Origin of the sequence: Dactylosporangium sp. CA-052675, from assembly GCF_050947935.1 — a bacterium.
Classification (GTDB): Bacteria; Actinomycetota; Actinomycetes; order Mycobacteriales; family Micromonosporaceae; genus Dactylosporangium.
In genome coordinates this window covers 5361858-5379616 of record NZ_CP192010.1, presented here as the reverse complement: position 1 = coordinate 5379616, position 17759 = coordinate 5361858, and the positions used below count along the sequence as shown (strand labels likewise).

20 protein-coding genes are annotated in these 17759 nt (G+C 74.3%); 10 read left to right on the top strand and 10 right to left on the bottom strand.

The annotated features are described in order from the left end of the window. Window positions 1-19: 19 nt before the first annotated feature. Together ACQP1P_RS24745 and ACQP1P_RS24740 are read right to left on the bottom strand one after the other, a co-directional pair. The gene (locus ACQP1P_RS24745; protein ID WP_433072992.1) at window positions 20-679 is read right to left on the bottom strand and encodes a response regulator; all 660 of its coding nucleotides are present in this window, start codon (window positions 677-679) and stop codon (window positions 20-22) included. Continuing rightward, window positions 676-1788, bottom strand: a complete 1113-nt coding sequence (locus ACQP1P_RS24740; RefSeq protein ID WP_433072990.1) for a sensor histidine kinase — start codon at window positions 1786-1788, stop codon at window positions 676-678. Before ACQP1P_RS24740 ends, ACQP1P_RS24745 begins: the two co-directional genes overlap by 4 nt. A 110-nt stretch (window positions 1789-1898) precedes the next feature. On the opposite strand from ACQP1P_RS24740, the gene ACQP1P_RS24735 reads away from it, so the two are divergent. The 9 genes from ACQP1P_RS24735 (at window position 1899) to ptsP (ending at window position 9271) form a co-directional block, all read left to right on the top strand. Beyond that, window positions 1899-2480 (top strand): hypothetical protein, encoded by a 582-nt coding sequence (locus tag ACQP1P_RS24735; protein WP_433072988.1) that lies wholly within the window; start codon window positions 1899-1901, stop codon window positions 2478-2480. A gap of 9 nt (window positions 2481-2489) precedes the next feature. Further along, a complete protein-coding gene (locus ACQP1P_RS24730) occupies window positions 2490-3251 on the top strand; it encodes a DeoR/GlpR family DNA-binding transcription regulator (RefSeq protein ID WP_433072986.1) in 762 nt (253 codons plus the stop codon). After that, window positions 3248-4198, top strand: a complete 951-nt coding sequence (gene pfkB, locus ACQP1P_RS24725; RefSeq protein WP_433072984.1) for a 1-phosphofructokinase — start codon at window positions 3248-3250, stop codon at window positions 4196-4198. The genes ACQP1P_RS24730 and pfkB overlap by 4 nt, the downstream gene beginning before the upstream one ends. Before the next feature lie 12 nt (window positions 4199-4210). Beyond that, window positions 4211-5353 carry a mannitol-specific PTS transporter subunit IIC gene (gene mtlA, locus ACQP1P_RS24720; protein ID WP_433072982.1) on the top strand — a complete coding sequence of 381 codons (1143 nt, stop codon included), beginning with the start codon at window positions 4211-4213 and terminating at the stop codon, window positions 5351-5353. Window positions 5354-5356: 3 nt separating this feature from the next. After that, window positions 5357-5665: a PTS lactose transporter subunit IIB gene (locus ACQP1P_RS24715; protein WP_433072980.1), complete on the top strand. Its 309-nt coding sequence runs from the start codon at window positions 5357-5359 to the stop codon at window positions 5663-5665. Further along, entirely contained in the window at window positions 5658-6092 is a 435-nt protein-coding gene (locus ACQP1P_RS24710) for a PTS sugar transporter subunit IIA (protein ID WP_433072978.1), read from the top strand. The genes ACQP1P_RS24715 and ACQP1P_RS24710 overlap by 8 nt, the downstream gene beginning before the upstream one ends. Beyond that, window positions 6089-7183 (top strand): zinc-dependent dehydrogenase, encoded by a 1095-nt coding sequence (locus ACQP1P_RS24705; RefSeq protein WP_433072976.1) that lies wholly within the window; start codon window positions 6089-6091, stop codon window positions 7181-7183. Before ACQP1P_RS24710 ends, ACQP1P_RS24705 begins: the two co-directional genes overlap by 4 nt. A 176-nt stretch (window positions 7184-7359) precedes the next feature. Further along, a complete protein-coding gene (locus ACQP1P_RS24700) occupies window positions 7360-7638 on the top strand; it encodes an HPr family phosphocarrier protein (RefSeq protein WP_433072974.1) in 279 nt (92 codons plus the stop codon). Next, window positions 7631-9271 carry a phosphoenolpyruvate--protein phosphotransferase gene (gene ptsP / locus ACQP1P_RS24695; protein WP_433072972.1) on the top strand — a complete coding sequence of 547 codons (1641 nt, stop codon included), beginning with the start codon at window positions 7631-7633 and terminating at the stop codon, window positions 9269-9271. The genes ACQP1P_RS24700 and ptsP overlap by 8 nt, the downstream gene beginning before the upstream one ends. Window positions 9272-9305: 34 nt before the next feature. Here ptsP and ACQP1P_RS24690 read toward each other — a convergent pair whose 3' ends face one another. The 3 genes from ACQP1P_RS24690 to ACQP1P_RS24680 all read right to left on the bottom strand — a co-directional run bounded on the left by ACQP1P_RS24690 (window position 9306) and on the right by ACQP1P_RS24680 (window position 11740). After that, the gene (locus ACQP1P_RS24690) at window positions 9306-10115 is read right to left on the bottom strand and encodes a polysaccharide deacetylase family protein (RefSeq protein WP_433090113.1); all 810 of its coding nucleotides are present in this window, start codon (window positions 10113-10115) and stop codon (window positions 9306-9308) included. 63 nt (window positions 10116-10178) lie between these two features. Then, window positions 10179-11387, bottom strand: coding sequence for an RNA polymerase sigma factor (locus tag ACQP1P_RS24685; protein WP_433072970.1), 1209 nt, complete (start codon window positions 11385-11387; stop codon window positions 10179-10181). Further along, window positions 11384-11740, bottom strand: a complete 357-nt coding sequence (locus tag ACQP1P_RS24680) for a YciI family protein (RefSeq protein ID WP_433072968.1) — start codon at window positions 11738-11740, stop codon at window positions 11384-11386. Before ACQP1P_RS24680 ends, ACQP1P_RS24685 begins: the two co-directional genes overlap by 4 nt. A gap of 90 nt (window positions 11741-11830) precedes the next feature. On the opposite strand from ACQP1P_RS24680, the gene ACQP1P_RS24675 reads away from it, so the two are divergent. Continuing rightward, window positions 11831-12967, top strand: coding sequence for a PQQ-binding-like beta-propeller repeat protein (locus tag ACQP1P_RS24675; protein WP_433072966.1), 1137 nt, complete (start codon window positions 11831-11833; stop codon window positions 12965-12967). Window positions 12968-12987: 20 nt separating this feature from the next. On the opposite strand, the gene ACQP1P_RS24670 is transcribed toward ACQP1P_RS24675, so the two are convergent. The 5 genes from ACQP1P_RS24670 to ACQP1P_RS24650 all read right to left on the bottom strand — a co-directional run bounded on the left by ACQP1P_RS24670 (window position 12988) and on the right by ACQP1P_RS24650 (window position 17644). Further along, window positions 12988-13329, bottom strand: coding sequence for an MmcQ/YjbR family DNA-binding protein (locus ACQP1P_RS24670; protein ID WP_433072964.1), 342 nt, complete (start codon window positions 13327-13329; stop codon window positions 12988-12990). After that, window positions 13326-13922, bottom strand: a complete 597-nt coding sequence (locus ACQP1P_RS24665; RefSeq protein ID WP_433072962.1) for a TIGR03086 family metal-binding protein — start codon at window positions 13920-13922, stop codon at window positions 13326-13328. The genes ACQP1P_RS24670 and ACQP1P_RS24665 overlap by 4 nt, the downstream gene beginning before the upstream one ends. Continuing rightward, entirely contained in the window at window positions 13912-14325 is a 414-nt protein-coding gene (locus tag ACQP1P_RS24660) for an SRPBCC family protein (RefSeq protein ID WP_433072960.1), read from the bottom strand. The genes ACQP1P_RS24665 and ACQP1P_RS24660 overlap by 11 nt, the downstream gene beginning before the upstream one ends. Next, window positions 14322-14636, bottom strand: a complete 315-nt coding sequence (locus ACQP1P_RS24655; protein ID WP_433072958.1) for an ArsR/SmtB family transcription factor — start codon at window positions 14634-14636, stop codon at window positions 14322-14324. The genes ACQP1P_RS24660 and ACQP1P_RS24655 overlap by 4 nt, the downstream gene beginning before the upstream one ends. A gap of 74 nt (window positions 14637-14710) precedes the next feature. Then, the gene (locus tag ACQP1P_RS24650) at window positions 14711-17644 is read right to left on the bottom strand and encodes a glycoside hydrolase family 48 protein (RefSeq protein ID WP_433072956.1); all 2934 of its coding nucleotides are present in this window, start codon (window positions 17642-17644) and stop codon (window positions 14711-14713) included. Between the last annotated feature and the right edge of the window lie 115 nt (window positions 17645-17759).

Here is a 17759-nt window from a genome sequence, read left to right as displayed (position 1 = left end):
ACGTTATGTGACTTACTGGTCACGTGTCAAGGGATCGCACCTGGCGCGCCGCGATGGCGGCCTGCATCCGGCTCTGCAGCCCGAGCTTGGCCAGGATGCGGGAGACGTGCGTCTTCGTGGTGGCCTCGGCGATGCCGAGCCGCGCGGCGATGGTCGCGTTGGACAGGCCCGCGCCCAGGCACTCGAGCACCTCGCGCTCGCGGGCGGTGAGCAGGCCCAGCGGCACGGGGGCGGGGACCGTCTCCGCGCGGGCGCCCGGGCCGGCGAACGCGGCGAGCACGCGCCGGGTGACCGCCGGGGCCACGACGCCCTCGCCGCGCGCGACGGTCCGCACGGCCTCGACGAGCTCGTCGGCGGAGGCGTCCTTGAGCAGGAATCCGGCCGCGCCCGCGCGCAGGGCGCCGAAGAGGTACTCGTCCAGGTCGAACGTCGTGAGCGCGAGGATGCCCCGGACCCCGCCGGCGACCAGCTCACGGGTGGCGGCGACGCCGTCGAGGCGGGGCATGCGCAGGTCCATCAGCACCACGTCGGGGCGCAGCCGCAGCCCGATCTCGACCGCCGCGGCGCCGTCGGGGGCCTCGGCGACGACCTCGATGCCGGGCCGCGAGCGGAGGATCAGCACGAGCCCGGCGCGTACGGCCGGCTGATCGTCGGCCACGAGCACCCGCACGACGCTCACGCCGCCTCCCAGGGCAGGCGGGCGCTGACCACCCAGCGGTCGCCGTCCGGCCCCGCGGTGAGCGTGCCCCCGAGCAGTGCGGCGCGCTCGCGCATCCCGATGAGCCCGGCGCCCTCGCCGGTCGTGCGGTCCTTGGGCAGGCCGGAGGTGACCCGGATGCCGACCGCGTGCGGTTCCCGGGTCACGTGCGCCGTGATCGGGCTGTCGTCGCCGTGCTTGAGCGCGTTGGTCAGCGACTCCTGGACGATGCGGTACGCGGCCAGGTCGACGCTCACCGGCACGTCCCCGGTCGCGCCGCGCACCTCGAGGCGCACGGGCAGCCCGGCGCGCGCGACGAGCTCGTCCAGGGCCGCGAGCCCGCCGGGCGCGTTGCCGGGGACGCTCGGCGAGTCGCGCAGGAAGCCGACCATCCGGCGCATCTCGGCCAGGCCCCGCACGCTGTTCTCCCGGATGACGGTGAGCGCCTCGCGGGTGCCGCCCGGCCCGAGGTCCGCGGAGAGCGCGGCGGTGGCGTGGATGGCCACGGCGCTGAGGTGGTTGGCGATCACGTCGTGCAGCTCGCGGGCCATCCCGGCCCGCTCGGCCGCGACCGCGTTGGCCCGGTCGGCCTCGGCCAGCCGCGCGACCTGCTCGGCCGACCGGCGCGCGACGGCGGCCTGGTCGCGGTGGTGGCGCACGTGGGTGCCGGTGAGGATGGGCACGACCGTGACGAGCGCGAGGAGCACGGCCAGCCCGACCGAGCGGACGTCCCGGACGACGACGAGGCACGCGACCGCGGTCACCACCGAGCCGACGACGCTGGCGGCGAGCAGGGACCGGGCCAGGCGGGCGCTGCCGTGCAGGCAGGCGTCGTACAGCACCTGCGTGTAGACCAGCGGCGTCGCGAGCGACGGGCCGATCGCGATGTCGGCGGCCACGGCCGCGGTGCCGACGGCCACGGACGCGACCGGCGCGGTGCGGCGCAGCAGCAGGGCGCCGCAGCACACCGCGAGCGGGGCGAAGAGCCAGCGGGCGTCGACGTGGGCCTGCCACTGGCCGGTGACGTACATGAGCGACCCGGCCGCGAATCCGCTGCCGGCGAGGATCCAGTCGACCGTGCGCCCTCTCATCCCCCCGATTGCACCATCGACGGGGCCCCGGCGGAAATGCGACCAAGGATGTAGGCGAACCCTCAGCGGTGCCGACGCGGCCGGCGGATTCGGGCGGAAGGCTCGACGGCATGCTGATCGCTTGGATCGTCGGGTGTGAGATCGCGTTCTGGGTGGTGCTCGCGGCCGGGCTCGCGTGCCGCTATCTGCTGCGGATGCGGCGGACCGGGGCCGGGCTGCTCGCCGCGACCGCCGCCGTCGACCTCGTGCTCCTCGTCGTCGCGGCGCTCGATCTGCGCGCCGGGGGCACCGCCGGGCGGGCGCACGCGATCGCCGCGGTGTTCCTCGGGTGCTCCGTCGCGTTCGGGCCGTCGATGGTGCGGTGGGCCGACGTGCGGTTCGCGCATCGGTTCGCCGGTGGGCCGGCGCCGCACAAGGTGCCCAGGCGCGGGCCCGAACGGGTCAGGTACGAGTGGCGCGAGTTCGGCAAGGCGCTCGTCGCCGGGGTCGTCGCCGTGGTGCTGCTGCAGGCGGCGCGCTGGTGGATCGGGGATCCGCGCCGGACGGAGGCGCTGCAGGGCATGACCCAGTTCGTGGGGTTCGCGCTGGTGGTGTGGCTGCTGGGCTGGCCGGTGTGGGTTTCTGTGGCGCAGCTCTTGACGGCCCACATAAACGGGCGTAAACAAAACACAAGCAAATCGAAACGGCGGTGAAACCACATCATGTACGCCGAGGAGCGGCAGCAGGCCATCGTGCGCATCGCCCGCGAGCAGGGGCGGGTCGAGGTGGCCGGGCTGGCCGACGAGCTCAACGTCACGTCGGAGACCATCCGCCGCGATCTCACCACGCTCGAACGGGCCGGGGTGCTGCGCCGGGTGCACGGCGGGGCGATCCCCGTCGAGCGCATCGGCTTCGAGCCGGCCCTCGCCACCCGCGACGCCGTGCTCGTGGAGGAGAAGGAGCGCATCGCCAAGCTCGCGCTCGCCGAGGTCCCCGAGGAGGGGGCCATCATCCTCGACGCCGGCACCACGACCGTCAAGCTCGCCAACCTGCTGCCCGCCGACCGCGAGCTGACCGTCGTGGTCAACTCGCCGGTCATCGCCACGGCGCTGGGCACCCGCACCAACCTCAACGTGCTGCTGCTCGGGGGGCGGCTGCGCGGCAAGACCCTCGCCACCGTCGACGACTGGTCGCTGCGGCCCCTCGCGGACCTCTACGTCGACGTCGCGTTCCTGGGCACCAACGGGGTGTCGGTCGAGCGCGGGCTGACCACCCCCGACCCGGCCGAGGCCGCGGTCAAGCGGGCGATGATCCGGGCCGCCCGCCGCACCGTGCTGCTGGCCGACCACACCAAGCTCGGCAACGACTACCTCGCCCGGTTCGGCGAGCTCGCGGACGTCGACCTGTTCATCACCGACGGCCGCGCCGACGCCGACCTCGTGGGCGACATCGAGGCCACGGGCGTGCGGGTGGTCCGGGCATGATCGTCACGGTCACGCTCAACCCCAGCCTCGACCGGGCCATGGACGTGGGCCGGCTCGCGCGGGGCGAGGTCATCCGGGCCACCGCGGCCCACCTCGACCCGGGCGGCAAGGGCGTCAACGTGTCGAGGGCGCTGCTGGCCAACGGGGTGCCGTCGGTCGCGGTGCTGCCGTGCGGCGGCGACGAGGGCGGCCAGCTCGTCCGGCTGCTCAAGGCCGAGGGCGTCGAGGTCCTCGCGGTGCCGATCGCGGGCCGCACGCGCTCCAACATCACGCTCGCCGAGCCCGACGGCACCGTGACGAAGGTCAACGAGCCCGGCCCGGAGCTCGTCCGGGCCGAGTTCGACGAGATCACCGACCGCGTGCTGGCCCGGGCCGGCTCCGCGGACTGGGTCGTGCTGTGCGGCAGCGTGCCGCCCGGGCTGCCCGCCGACGCCTACGCCCAGTTGTGCCGGCGCCTGCACGGGGCCGGCATCCGGGTCGCCGTGGACACCAGCGGCCCGGCCCTGCGTGAGGCCGCGACGGCCGGAGCCACGCTGCTCAAGCCCAACCGGGACGAGCTCGCCGAGGTCGTGGGCACCCCCCTGAGCGACCTCGGGGACGTCGTCGCCGCGGCCCAGCGCCTGCGTGACTGGGGCGCGCAGAGCGTCCTGGCCAGCCTCGGCGCCGACGGGGCCGTCCTCGTCGACGCCGACGGGGTCGTCAGCGGCACCTGCCCCGTCGCCCGGCCGCGCAGCACCGTCGGCGCCGGCGACGCCCTGCTGGCCGGGTTCCTCGCCGGCGGCGCGCGCGGGGCCGCCGCCCTCGCCGAGGGCCTCGCGTGGGGCGCGGCCGCGGTCAGCCTGCCCGGCAGCAGGATGCCCGGCCCCGCCGACCTGATCCGCCACAACGTCACCATCCACCCCCGGCCGGACGAGCTCCGCCCATTGCTCTCCGGTCCGTCCTCCTGAAGGAGTCACCCCGTGTCGAGCTACACACCTGAGGTCACCGGCTCGGGATTCCGAGCCTCCGTGCAACGCGTCGGCGGGTACCTCGCCGCGATGGTCATGCCGAACATCGGCGCCTTCATCGCCTGGGGCCTCATCACCGCGCTGTTCATCCCCACCGGCTGGATCCCCAACGCGCACATCGCGCAGCTGGTCGGCCCGATGATCACGATCCTGCTGCCGCTGCTCATCGGCTACACCGGCGGCCGGCTGGTGCACGGCCAGCGCGGTGCCGTCGTGGGGGCGGTCGCCACCATGGGCATCGTGATCGGCGCCGACGTGCCGATGTTCCTCGGCGCGATGATGATCGGCCCGCTCGCCGCCTACGTGCTGAAGCTCTGGGACTCCCTCGTCGAGAACCGCATCCGGCCCGGGTTCGAGATGCTGGTCGACAACTTCAGCGCCGGCATCATCGGCGGCGCGATGGCGATCGGCGGCCTCTACGGCATCGGCCCGGTCGTCGAGTGGCTGACCAAGCAGGCCGGCAAGGGCGCCGACTGGCTCGTCGGGCACGACCTGCTGCCGCTGACCTCGGTCGTGGTCGAGCCGGCCAAGGTGCTCTTCCTCAACAACGCCATCAACCACGGCGTGTTCGGCCCGCTGGGCGTCGCCGAGGCGGCCGAGAAGGGCAAGTCGATCCTGTTCATGATCGAGTCGAACCCCGGCCCGGGCCTCGGCCTGCTGCTCGCGTTCTTCCTGTTCGGCCCGCGCAACCTGCGCCCCAGCGTGCCGGCCGCGATCATCGTGCAGTTCCTCGGCGGCATCCACGAGATCTACTTCCCGTACGTGCTCATGAAGCCGAAGCTGATCCTCGCCATGATCTGCGGTGGCGCCGCGGGCGTCGGGACCTTCATGCTCACGGGCGCCGGCCTGGTCGCGACCCCGTCGCCGGGCAGCATCTTCGCCTACATGGCGGTGACCCCCAAGGGCGGCTACTTCGTCGTGCTCCTCGGCATCCTCATCGCCGCCGCGGTCACCTTCGCGGTCGCGTCGCTGCTGCTGGGCTTCGGCCGCAACGAACCGGCCCAGGACGCGGCCATCGGGCCGGACGAGGAGACCGTCGTCAACCCGGACGAGGCCGAGAACGCCGCGGCCAAGCTGTCCCGCCAGGAGGCCTGAGGCATGCCGAGCATCAACGGAAGCGACATCAAGAAGGTCGTCGTCGCGTGCGACGCCGGCATGGGCAGCAGCGTGATGCTGGCCAGCACGCTCAAGCGCCAGCTCGCCAAGAGCCAGGTGACCGTCGAGCACACCCCGGTCAACTCGATCCCGGCCGACGCCGACGTCGTGCTGTGCCACAAGGGCCTCGCGGCCCGGGCCCGGGTGAGCGCCCCCGACAAGGTCATCATCCCGTTCCAGGTGTTCATCGGCGACCCCGCCGTCACGAAGGTCGTGCAGGTGGTGCAGCGCGGCGGTGAACTCAGTGGGTGACCTGCTCGCCCGTGACGCGATCCGGCTCGGCGAGCGGGCCGGATCGCGGGACGAGGCCATCCGCCGCTGCGGCGCCGTGCTGGTCGAGATCGGGGCGGTCGGCCCGGCGTACGTCGAGGCGATGCTGGAGCGCGAGCGGAGCGTCTCCACGTACATCGGCGAGGGCGTCGCGATCCCGCACGGCACGCTCAACAGCAAGGAGACCGTCGTGCGCGACGCCCTCGCGGTGCTCGCGTTCCCCGGCGGCGTCGACTGGGACGGCGAGGACGTGCGCGTGTGCGTCGCGATCGCCGCCGCCGGCGACGGTCACGTGGACATCCTCGCCGCGCTCGCCGAGATCCTGATGGACCCCGACCAGGCGGCCCGGCTGCGCGCCGCGACCAGTGCCGACGAAGTGCTCGACCTGCTTGTTTTGGAGCGATCGTGAGAGTTGTACGGTTCCACGCCCCCGGCGACGTCCGCATCGAGGACGCACCCGAGCCGTCGCCCGGCCCCGGCGACGTGAAGATCCGGGTGCGGGCGTGCTCGACGTGCGGTACCGACGTCAAGATCTTGAACTTCGGCCATCACCACATCGTGCCGCCGCGGGTCATGGGCCACGAGATCGCCGGTGAGGTCGTCGAGACCGGCGCGGACGTCAGCGGATGGGCGCCCGGCGACCGGGTCCAGGTCATCGCCGCGATCCCGTGCGGGCAGTGCGCCGAGTGCCGCCGGGGCCGGATGACGGTCTGCCCCAACCAGGTGTCGATGGGCTACCACTTCGACGGCGGGTTCGCGGAGTACATGATCGTGCCGCCGAACGTGCTCGCCGTCGACGGGCTCAACCGCATCCCCCACGGGCTGAGCTTCGCCGAGGCCTCCGTCGCCGAGCCCCTCGCGTGCGTGCTCAACGGGCAGAACCTGGCGAGCGTCGGCGAGGGCGACGACGTGGTGGTCATGGGCTCCGGCCCCATCGGCTGCCTGCACGTGCGCCTGGCCCGGGCCCGCGGCGCCGCCCGCGTGTTCCTGGTCGACCTCAACCGCGAGCGGCTCGACCTCGCCGCGAACCTCGTGCACCCCGACGCGGCCATCTGTGCCGGGCCCGGGCCGGACGCGGCGAAGCCGTCATCCGCACCGGGCTCGGCATACGGCTCGGAGACGGACGTCGTGGACGCGGTGCTGAAGCTGACCGAGGGGCGCGGCGCCGACGTCGTCATCACCGCCGCCGCGGCCGGCGCGGCCCAGGAGCAGGCGGTGCAGATGGCCGCGCGGCAGGGCCGGATCAGCTTCTTCGGCGGGCTGCCCAAGGACAAGCCGGTCATCGCGCTCGACTCCAACCTCGTGCACTACCGCGAGCTGACCATCGTCGGCGCGAACGGCTCCAGCCCCCAGCACAACAAGGAGGCGCTGCGGCTCATCGCCGAGGGCGCCGTCCCCGTCGCCGACCTCATCACCCACCGGCTGCCGCTGCAGGACGCGCTCGACGCCTTCGGCATCGTCGCCCGCGGCGAGGCGATCAAGGTGACCGTCGAACCGTAGGGGCTGTATCGAAGTGGATGGCCGGGCTGCGGCGGACTCGGGCGCCGCCTGGAACCGCGCCGATCACACCCCGATGCAACCCCGGTGTCGGGGCGCGCCCGGGCGCGGCCCCGGCCGGCGCCCGAGCCTCGCCTCCCCCCCGACCCCCACGTCGATACCGCCCCTAGGAGGTAGCCGTGCCCACCAGGACCGTCGTCGTCGGCTCGGCCAGCGGCCTGCACGCCCGCCCCGCCGCCCTGTTCGTCGCCGCCGCGGCGAAGCAACCCGTGCCCGTGACCATCAGCACCAACGGGGCCAGGAAGCCGGTCCCGGCCCGTAGCATGCTGGGGGTGCTGTCCCTCGGCGCCAAGCAGGGCACGGAAGTGACCCTCGAGGCCACCGGCGACGGGGCCGAGGCCGCCCTGGACGCGCTGGCCGAGCTGCTCGCCCGCGACCTGGACGCCCCCGATGCCTGAGCTGTCGGGGATCGGGGTGAGCCCGGGCCGCGCGGCCGGCCCGGTGCTGCACCTGGCGCCCCCACCGGCCCTGCCCGCCCCGGCGCCCGTCGCCGACGCCGGGGCGGAGAAGGCGCGGGTGCGCGCCGCGGTCGAGGCGGTCGCGGCGGAGCTGAGCCGCCGCGCCGACGCCGCGGCCGAGGACACCGTCGCCGAGGTGCTGCGGGCCCAGGTGCTCATGGCCACCGACGAGATGCTGACCGACGCGGCCGACGCGGCGGTCGACGCCGGCTCGCCCGCCCCGCACGCCCTCGCCGCGGCCCTGGCCGAGCACCGGGCGGCGTTCGCGGCGGCCGGCGGCTACCTCGCCGAGCGCATCAGCGACCTCGACGACCTGCGCGACCGGCTCGTCGCCGCCTGCCTCGGGCTGCCGATGCCGGGCATCCCGTCGCCGGGGCACCCGTTCATCCTGGTCGCGCGGGACCTGGCCCCGGCCGACACCGCGGGCCTGGACCCGGCGGTGGTGCTCGGCCTGGTCACCGCCGAGGGCGGCCCGACCAGCCACACCGCGATCCTGGCCCGCACCCTGGGCATCCCGGCCGCGGTGCGCTGCACGGGCATCGCCGACGTGGCCGACCGGACGCTCGTCGCGCTCGACGGGGCGTCGGGCACCGTGTCGGTGGGCGTGTCGGAGGCCGACGCGGCGGCCGTCAACGCCGCGGCCGCCGAGCTGCGCACCCGCCGCGCCGCCGCGCAGGGCCCGGGCCGCACCGCCGACGGGCACGCGGTCGCGCTGCTGGGCAACGTCGGATCAGTCCGCGACCTGACCGGCGACGCCGAGGGGGTCGGGCTGTTCCGCACGGAGCTGCTGTACCTCGACCGCGCCGACGCCCCCTCGGAGCAGGAGCAGGTCGCGGCGTACTCCGCGGTGTTCGCGGCCCTGCCCGGCCGCAAGGTCGTGGTGCGCACCCTCGACGCCGGCGCCGACAAGCCCCTGCCGTTCCTGCGCATGGCCGACGAGCCGAACCCGGCCCTGGGCGTGCGCGGCCTGCGCGTGGCCCGCCGCTCGCCGGAGGTGCTCGACACCCAGCTCGCCGCGATCGCCACCGCCGCCGCCGCGAACAGCGCCGAGGTGTGGGTGATGGCGCCGATGGTCGCGACCGCCGCCGAGGCCGCGGCGTTCGCCGAGGCGTGCCGCGCGCACGGCCTGCCCACGGCCGGCGTGATGATCGAGGTGCCGGCGGCCGCGCTGCGGGCCCGGTCGATCCTGCGCGACGTGGACTTCCTGAGCCTCGGGACGAACGATCTGAGTCAGTACACCTTCGCCGCCGACCGGATGGCCGGTGAGCTCGCGGAGCTGCTCGACCCGTGGCAGCCGGCGCTGATCGCGCTCATCGCCGCCTGCGCGGCGGCGGGCCTCGAGGCCGGCAAGCCGGTCGGCGTGTGCGGGGAGTCCGCGGCCGACCCGGACTTCGCGCTGGTCCTCACCGGGCTGGGCATCTCCAGCCTGTCGATGGCCCCCCGCAGCATCCCGGCCGTGCGCGAGTCCCTGGCCGCGCACACGCTGCAGGAGTGCCGGCAGATCGCCGAGGCCGCGCTGGCCGCCGACACGCCCGAGGCCGCCCGCGCCGCCGTGCGCCGCGCCTCCGGCTGAGACCCGGGGTGCCCCGGGCGCCCGGCCCCACCCTTCAGGGCTGGGCGCCCAGCAGGACGAACTGCAGGCCACGGGCCTGCAGCGCCGGGATCACGGTGCGCAGCGCGGCGCACGTCTGGGAGCGGTCGCCGCCGCCGTCGTGGCACAGCAGGATGTCGCCCGCGGTCGCCGCGAGCAGCTTGTTCGTGATCGCCGACGTGCCCGGCTTGGTCCAGTCGCGGGGGTCGCGATCCCAGTTGACCGGGATCATCCCGCGCTTCGCCGCGGCGCCGAACACGGCCGGGGAGCAGGTGCCGCCGGGCGCGCGGAAGATCGTGGGCGTGTGCCCGGTGGAGTCGTAGATCTTCTCCTGGGCGCGGTCGAGCTCCTGCTGGACGTGCTCGGGCGCCATCGTGGACAGCTGGGCCGGGTGGCTCCACGTGTGGTTGGCGACGTGGTGCCCGGCCGCGACGACGCTGCGGGCGACCGCCTCGTGGCCGAGGATCTGGTTGCCGATGAGGCAGAACGTGGCCGGCACGTGGTAGCGCTCGAGCAGCCGCAGCACCTCGGGCGTCCAGGCCGGGTGGGGGCCGTCGTCGATGGTGAGGGCCACGGCGTTGGGCGGGAAGTCGGGGCCGGGGACGACCTGGCGGAACTCCTTGAGCGTGTACACCGGACGACTCAGCGGCGCCAGGGACGGCGACGGGCTGGGGGAGGGCGACGGCTTCGCCGGTGGCGGGCGCAGCGCCGGCGGCGGCTCCGTCGCCATGGTCGCGGGCGCCCGGCGCAGGGCGACGGCATCGCGGGCGAGGAGACCCGTCGCCACCGTGGCCAGGCCGGCGCCGATCAGGCGGCGGCGGGACATGCTCGTCACAGCTCCTCCGTCGGGGTTGGTGCACCGTGCACTGAACCAGACGTTGCGCGACGATTATCCGTTGCTCGTGAGCCCGGCGAGGCGCCGAGCCAGAAATGCGCGCTCGACGTCGTTCGCGGTGAGCGCGATCGCCTCCTGGTAGGCCAGGGCCGCGTCCCCGGTGCGGCCGAGCCGGCGCAGGAGGTCCGCGCGGGCGGCGGCGAGGTAACCGTACCCGGCGAGGGCGGGCTCGGCGAGCAGCGGCTCCAGCGCGGCGAGCCCGGCCGCGGGCCCGTCGCGGAAGCCGAGCGCGACGGCCCGGTTGAGCCGCACGACGGGCGAGGGCCACAGGGTGAGCAGCACGTCGTACAGCCCGCAGATCTCGGACCAGTCGGTCGCCTCCCAGCTCGGGGACTCCGCGTGGACCGCCGCGATCGCGGCCTGCACGGCCCACCGGCTCGGCGAGCGGCGCAGGGCCTCGCCGAGCAGCGCGGTGCCCTCGGCGATGCGGCCGGCGTCCCACCGCGTGCGGTCCTGCTCGGCCAGCAGCAGCATCCGCCCGCCGGCGGCGGTGCGGGCGTCCCGGCGCGCGTCGAGGAGCAGCAGCAGCGCGAGCAGGCCGGCCACCTCGGTGTCGCGGGGCAGCAGCAGGCGCAGCATCCGCGCGATCGCCAGCGCCCCGTCGGCCAGGTCGGCGCGCTGCAGCCCGGGGCCGCCGGGTGCGGTGTGCCCGGTGGTGTAGATCAGGTGGACGACCTCGCAGGCGGCCGCGACCCGCTCCGGCAGCTGCGCGGGCCCGGGGACGCGCAACGGGATGCGGGCCGCGGCGATCTTGCGCTTGGCGCGGGTGATCCGGGCGGCCATGGCCGGCTCCGGCACCAGGTACGCCCGCGCGACCTCGGCCGTGGACAGCCCGCCGACCAGCCGCAGCGTGAGGGCGACCTGGGCGTCGCGGGACAGGGCCGGGTGGCAGCACATGAGCACGAGGCCGAGCCGGTCGTCGGCGGGCGGGGCGATCTCGTCGGTGACGAGCAGCGGCAGCATCCGGCGCAGGTGCGACTCGCGGCGCAGCCGGTCCAGGGCGCGGTTGCGCGCGACGGTGGTCAGCCAGGCGCCGGGCCGCTCGGGCACGCCGGTCTCGGGCCAGGTGCGCAGCGCCCGGGCGTACGCGTCCTGGACGCACTCCTCGGCGAGGTCGAGGTCGCGGGTGAGCCGGACGGTGGCGGCCAGGACGCGGGCCCACTGCTCACGGTGGGCCCGCTCCACGGCCTGGGTGACCGTCACCCGTGGTCCACGATCGGGCGGATCTCCACCCCGCCGTGCCCGGACGCCAGCTCCGGCAGCCGCGACGCGAGGCTCAGCGCCGCGTCGAGGTCGGGGGCCTCGATGACGTAGAAGCCGCCGATGGCCTCCTTCGTCTCCAGGAACGGCCCGTCCGTCGGCGTGGGCCGCGCACCGGTGGTGGAGCGCAGCGACGTCGCGGTCGCGGTCGTCTCGAGCTCGTGGCCGCTGATCATGCCCGGTCCGGCCGCGGCGGCGAACGCGCGGTGGCCGGCGTCCTTCGCCGCGCGCTCCGCGGCGGTCTCGGCGTCCCAGCGCTGCTCGTCGCCGTAGATCAGCAGGAGGTACTTCGCCATGGTCTACATCCCATCTCGAACGGTTGCGGTCACGGAGACGACGAACGGGGCGGCGCGGATTCGACGCGCGGGCGGCCGTACGATCGCCCGATGAACCGCCGCACCTTCCTGCGGGCCGCGACCGCCGGGGCCGGAGCGCTCGCGGTCGGGGGTGCCGTGGCGTGGTACGGCTTCCGCGACGACCACGAGCCGGCCGCGCCCGGGGCCGTGTCGACCGGGCGGCGCTGGCGGGTGCCGCTGCCCGACGAGCCCGACGCGCTGCTGCTCGCCGGCGACACGCTGCTCGCCCTGGGCCGGACGCTGAGCGCCTACGGGGCCGGCGACGGGGCGGTGCGGTGGCGGCAGGACCTCGGCCGCAACACGGTGCAGACCAGCCGGGCCGGCGACGCGCCGATCCGGGTCGCCGGGGACGGGTTCGTGCTGCGCACCCAGGAGGGCGGCGCCGGCGAGGTGCGCGTGGCGGCCCTCGCCGACGGCACGCCACGCTGGCGGCGGGCGCTGCCCGGATACGTCGGCGATCTGGTCCTCACCGAGCAGGGCACCGTCGTGACGGTCGCCGACGGCCCCGGTGGCGCTGACGGCTCGGGCGGCCGCGGCCTGCTCGGCTTCTCGGGCCCGGCGGACGCGTGGCGGCAGCCGGTCCAGGCCGGCGACGGCCCGTTCGACCTGCTCGCCGCGGGCGGCACGATCTTCGCCGCCGCGCGCGAGCTGGCCGCCCACGACGCGGCGACCGGGGCGCGCAGGTGGGGCGTGGCGGCGCCCGAGGGGCACGTGTTCGGGCGCCCGGTGGTGCTCGGGTCGCTCCTGGTGGTGCTCGGCATGCGCTACGTCGACGACGACTACCTCTACCGCAACGAGTCCGTGCACGCCTTCGACGCCGCGACGGGGCAGGTGCGCTGGCGGTACGACGCCCCGGCCGGCTTCCTGGCCGACGGCGCGCCGCTGCTGACCGGGCGCGGGATCGTCGCGGTGCACGAGAACGGCACGCTGACGGGCCTCGACCCGGACCGCGGGGCCGAGCGGTGGAGCTTCGACTGGGACTTCGCCGACATCGTCGCCGCCGGCGACCGGGTGTTCGTGGCGACGACGGACGGGGTGGCGATCGTCGACCCGGTCACCGGCCAGCGCGACACGCAGCTCGACGAGCCGAACGCGTTCAGGCTCGCCGGGTCGGGCTCGCGGCTGTGCGTGGCCGCCGGGAGCACGCTCACCGCCTACGACCTCTGAGCCCACGGCGCTCGCCGCGCTCACGGTGCGGGGCGGTCCTGCTTCGGCAGCTTCGACACGACCCAGCGGTAGGACTCGTCGACGGCCTCGTAGATCTCCTCGTCGGCAATGGCGCCGCCGAGGCGCAGGGTGTTCCAGCCGGAGCGGCCGATGTACGCCATGACGGAGGCGTCGTCGGGGTACCGGTGCAGCCACTCGTCGGCCGCCTCGCGGCTCGGCGCGCACTTGACCCCGACGGACTCCGGGCCGACGAACGCGAAGATCCTGGGCCCGACCTTCGCCACCACGTCACCCTCCCACGGCTGGTCCTCCCAGGCGCCGGGCTTGGCCAGGCAGTGCGCGAGCAGCTCGTCGCGGGTCACACGCGCCGGCCCAGGAAGCTCAGCAACCGTGTCTGCGCGTCCGCGCCGGCGGGCGGCAGCACCGGCGGGTCGAAGGCGCCGGTGGCGAGCAGCCCGGCCGCGAACGGTTCGGCCGCGGCGTGCACGCGGGCGACCTGCGCCGGGTCGAGGGTCTCGTCGCCGCCGGTGGCGCGGGCCAGGTCCCAGGTGTGCACGAGCACCTCCACGCTGCCGACGACGGACACCGCCTGCCAGACGGGCACGGCGCCCATCGGCCCGCCGGGCAGCCGCAGCGCGGTCCGCGCCGGGTCGGCGAGCATCGCCAGCATATCGTCGCGGACGTGCGCGAACACGGCGGCCAGGTCGGCGCCGGGCTCGGCGGGCGGGGCGCCGGCAATCCGGCCGACCCCGATGCCGTCCGCGGGCGCGGGGGCGGGGCCGCCCGCCATGAACAGCAGGCCCCGGTGGCCGTTGACGAGATGGGCGACCACGTCGCGGGCGGTCCAGCCGGGGCACGGGCTCGGGTCGTCCCACGCGCCGGCGGGCACCGCGCGGACGCGGGCCAGGAACCCCTCGGCGAGGGCGGCGTAGTGGTCGCGGACGTCAGAGCGCATCGAGTACCTCCGTGAGTCGTGCGGCGATCCGGCCGCGCCAGCCGGCGGCCATGACGGGGGCCGAGCGCTCCAGGCCCGGGCCGCCCGTCTGGTGCAGCAGCAGCCGGGTGCCGCGGCCCTCGGCGTGCAGCGTCCAGGTGAGGGTCCAGGTCTCGCGGCTCTCGGCGTCGGTCCACGCGACGCGGAGCATGCGCCCGGGCTCGAAGCCGAGCACCTCGGCCTCGATCCGCCCGGAGAAGCCGGCGGCGGGCAGGGCCGGGACCCGCATCGCGTAGCGGTGCCCGACCTCGAGGCGGAAGTCGCCGGGCATGAGCCAGCGGGCGATCAGGTCCGGCTCGGTGAGCGCGCGCCAGACCTTCGCGGGCGGGTGCGGGTAGAACGCGTCCGCGGACAGCTCGGTCACGGCAGCTCGTCGAGGACGGTGCCGAGCCCGGCGAGCCGGTCGGCCCAGAAGCGCTCGAACGGGGCGAGCCAGTCGCGCACGGTGGCGAGGCGGGCGGGCTCCAGCCGGTACACCCGCTGACGCCCCTGGCGGGTCTCGCTGGCGAGGCCCGCGTCCCGCAGCACCCGCAGGTGCTCGGAGAACGTCGGGCGGGCGAGGCCGAAGCGGGCGGCCAGGGCGGCGACGGGCTGGGGGCCCTCGTCGCGCAGGACCTGCAGCACCTCGCGGCGGACCGGGTTGGCCAGCGCGGCGAACACGGCGGTGTCGGGCACGCGGCCACAATACGTCGGGTTTTTCCGACGTGTCAAAGGGGGGGCGCCCCGCCGGGTGGCGGGGCGCCCGTCGATCAGGAGCCGATCAGCAGGCCGTAGTCGGCCATCGCCATCGCGATGTCGGACTGGGCCCAGAACCGGTGGAACGTGAACGTCGGGGCCGGGCCGCCGTTGAGGTACGACTGCACGGCCGGCCAGTTCGGGTCGTTCTTGTAGAAGGAGCGGATGTCCAGGAAGGACTTGCCGGGGGCGATCACGTCACCGTTGGGCATGACGCCGCTGTAGCCCGGCGGGATGTAGAGGCCCTGCTGGTTGGACGAGGACCACACGTCGTCGAAGCGGTTGTAGTCGGTCCGGGTCTCCGGGATGCCGACACCCTGCGCGTCCGTGTGCAGCCAGATGCCGTCCAGCAGCTTCTTGGCCGTCGTCTTCGCCGAGGTGTCGTTCGCCTTGGCGCCGTAGTAGGTCAGCAGCCGCGCGTACGCGGCGGCCACGCCGACGTCGGTGCCCTTGCTCACGACCGACACGTGCAGGTTGGTGTTCGCGGCCGGGCTGGACGGGTTCCAGGTGGCCGGGGCGCCGGTCCAGGACAGGGTGTCCGGGATCTGGAAGTCGCCGTTCGCGGAGAACGTGGTGTTCGCGATCGCCCAGCTGACCCACTTGTCGAGCATGGTCTTGGCCTTGGCGTCGCCGGTCGCGTAGTAGTACTCCGCCACGCGCTCGATCGACCAGGCCTGGAAGCCGAACCACTGGTTCGACGGCGGGTCGTGGTACACCGGCTGCACGTCGTAGGCCATGCCGTAGAACGTCGGCGTGCCGGCCGGCGGGGCCGAGTAGTTGCCGCCCCAGCTGTTCGTCGCGCCGCCGGCGAAGGCGCCCTCGGACGACTGCAGCCACTGGTAGAACTCCAGCTGACGGCCGAGGCTCGTCTGCCAGTCCGCCTTCGCGGTCGGGGACTTCGGGGTCAGCGCCGAGACGTTGGACAGCGCCCACGCCGCGAGCGGGTTCTGGTAGCCCTGGTGGTTGTGGCTGGATCCGATGCGCCACGCCCACTGGCCGCCCGTGTCGCCGCCCCAGGCGTAGTACCACGACATCAGGTAGGCCGCGGAGTCCTTGCCGGTGCCGGCCGGGCAGTTGACCGAGGTGCAGCCGGGCTTCTTGAAGTACTTGTCGTACATCGCGTAGCGCAGGTAGTCACCCATCTTCGCCGCCTTGGCGACGGTCGCGGCCACGTCGGCCTGCTTGTTCTGGGCCGTGGCCCACTGCAGCGCCCAGTAGGCCGCCTCGACCGCGCGGGCGTCGGCGTCGGGGGCGTTGGTGTAGCGCCACTGCTTCGCCGGGGTGCCGTCGATGAACAGCGGCAGGTAGCCGCCGTTCTGCTTGGCGCCGTAGGCGAACGTCTCGCAGGACGGGTGGGCGACGGTCTCCCACACCGACTCCTGCGGGCCGCGCTGGTAGGTGTTGATGAACGACACCTTCGAGCCGGCCACCGGCGTGCAGGAGCTGTAGCCGTAGACGTTGTCGACGTCCTCGATCCAGTGCATGCCGTACACGTCGGAGTTGCCGTACGTCGAGACGAGCTCGTTGTACAGCGGGTCGACGCCGACCTTGATGGACGAGTCGAGGTGGCCGCCCTGCTGCGGGTACAGGCTGGGCTGGTCGGCCTCCGGCGCGTAGTCGGCCGGGTCGTTGGGGTTGTAGCCGCCGGTCGTCTGGTTGGCGTGGGTCGGGATGATGTACTTCTCCATCGTGTCCCAGGCCTTGTTGAACGGGGCCCAGTCACCCTTCACCCGGCCGTACTGCGCCTCCATCCAGATCCAGAAGCTGAACGCCTCCGAGGTCGTCTCGTGGCCCCAGTCGGGCGCCTCGACGACGAGCGTCTCGATCGCGTGGTAGGGCACGCCCTCCGAGGAGAAGTACCCGTTGCCGTGGATCTTGTTGTACTGCTCCAGGAAGCGCTGCACGTACACGCCGCCGGCCACGTCGTCGTCGCTCTCGATCGCGCTGACGGTGGCCGACTGCCAGCCGCTGGCGCTGAGGGTGAGCGTCGCCGTGCCGTTGGTCGAGTCCGCGTCCTGCGCCGCCGAGACCGTCACCGTCTGCGCGGTGTTCCAGTTCGCGGTGGTGAAGGTCAGCGACGCGGGCGCGACGGTGATGTCGGTGTCCCCGGTGCGGGCGACCGCCACCGTCACGTTCGACGTGGGCGCCTGGTTGAGCTTGACCGACAGCGGGGTGGAGCCGCCCTCGGGCACCGTCAGCGTGGTGGGCGTCGCGACGATCGACGGCCCGGTGACCGGGTCGACGAAGACCGGCACCGCGGTGGAGGTGCCCACTGCGCCCTTGCTGTCGTAGGCCTTCGCCTGCAGGCTGTACGCCGCCGTCTGGGCCGGCACGCCGGTCCAGTTGTAGGTGAACGGCGCGGTGGTGTCGGTGCCCAGCAGCAGGCCGTCGTGGTAGAACTCGACCTTCGCGATCGAGTCGCCCGTGTCCGGGTCGGTGGCCGAGGCCGTCATCGCGATCGAGGCCGGCGCCGAGTAGCGCGTGTTGGCCGCCGGGGCGGTCAGCGACACGGTCGGGGCCGTGTTCGGGCCGGTGCACGGGGTGCCGTTGAGCGAGAAGCTCGTCGGGTTCGTGTTCGTGCCGCTGTAGTTGGCGTTGAATCCGGGGTTGACCGTCCCGCCCGAGGGCAGGCTGCCGTTCCAGGCGGCGTTCTTGATGGTCACGTTCTTGCCGGACTGGGTGAAGTCGCCGTTCCAGCTCTGCGTGACCGTCTGGTTGCCGGCGTAGGTCCAGCTGACGTTCCAGCTCGACAGGGCATCACCCAGGTTGGTGACGACCAGGTCGCCGGTGAAGCCGGTGGGCCACTGGCTGCGCACGGTGTAGACCACCGAGCAACCGGTCGCGGCATGGGCGGTGCCGGCCGGCAGGGCGATAAAGCTGCCGGCGATCAGCGCGCCGACGGCCAACGCGCGGAGCCGGCGTTTCGGCCCGCGTTGGGGTGTGGACATCTCGCTCCTCGTGAAAGTTACGAACCGGGGGGAGGGCACCGAGCAGCGCAATGGCGTTGGGTGGCAACGGCATTGCTGGCAGTGCCCCGGCGGCTCCCATCCGCGAGGTGACGAG

Bases quoted from the DNA above. Each gene is read 5' to 3' on its own strand.
- ACQP1P_RS24740 (WP_433072990.1), bottom strand. From the start codon at position 1,788: ATGAGAGGGCGCACGGTCGACTGGATCCTCGCCGGCAGCGGATTCGCG.
- ACQP1P_RS24735 (WP_433072988.1), top strand. From the start codon at position 1,899: ATGCTGATCGCTTGGATCGTCGGGTGTGAGATCGCGTTCTGGGTGGTG.
- ACQP1P_RS24730 (WP_433072986.1), top strand. From the start codon at position 2,490: ATGTACGCCGAGGAGCGGCAGCAGGCCATCGTGCGCATCGCCCGCGAG.
- pfkB (WP_433072984.1), top strand. From the start codon at position 3,248: ATGATCGTCACGGTCACGCTCAACCCCAGCCTCGACCGGGCCATGGAC.
- ACQP1P_RS24715 (WP_433072980.1), top strand. From the start codon at position 5,357: ATGCCGAGCATCAACGGAAGCGACATCAAGAAGGTCGTCGTCGCGTGC.
- ptsP (WP_433072972.1), top strand. From the start codon at position 7,631: ATGCCTGAGCTGTCGGGGATCGGGGTGAGCCCGGGCCGCGCGGCCGGC.
- ACQP1P_RS24690 (WP_433090113.1), bottom strand. From the start codon at position 10,115: ATGTCCCGCCGCCGCCTGATCGGCGCCGGCCTGGCCACGGTGGCGACG.
- ACQP1P_RS24680 (WP_433072968.1), bottom strand. From the start codon at position 11,740: ATGGCGAAGTACCTCCTGCTGATCTACGGCGACGAGCAGCGCTGGGAC.
- ACQP1P_RS24675 (WP_433072966.1), top strand. From the start codon at position 11,831: ATGAACCGCCGCACCTTCCTGCGGGCCGCGACCGCCGGGGCCGGAGCG.
- ACQP1P_RS24665 (WP_433072962.1), bottom strand. From the start codon at position 13,922: ATGCGCTCTGACGTCCGCGACCACTACGCCGCCCTCGCCGAGGGGTTC.
- ACQP1P_RS24650 (WP_433072956.1), bottom strand. From the start codon at position 17,644: ATGTCCACACCCCAACGCGGGCCGAAACGCCGGCTCCGCGCGTTGGCC.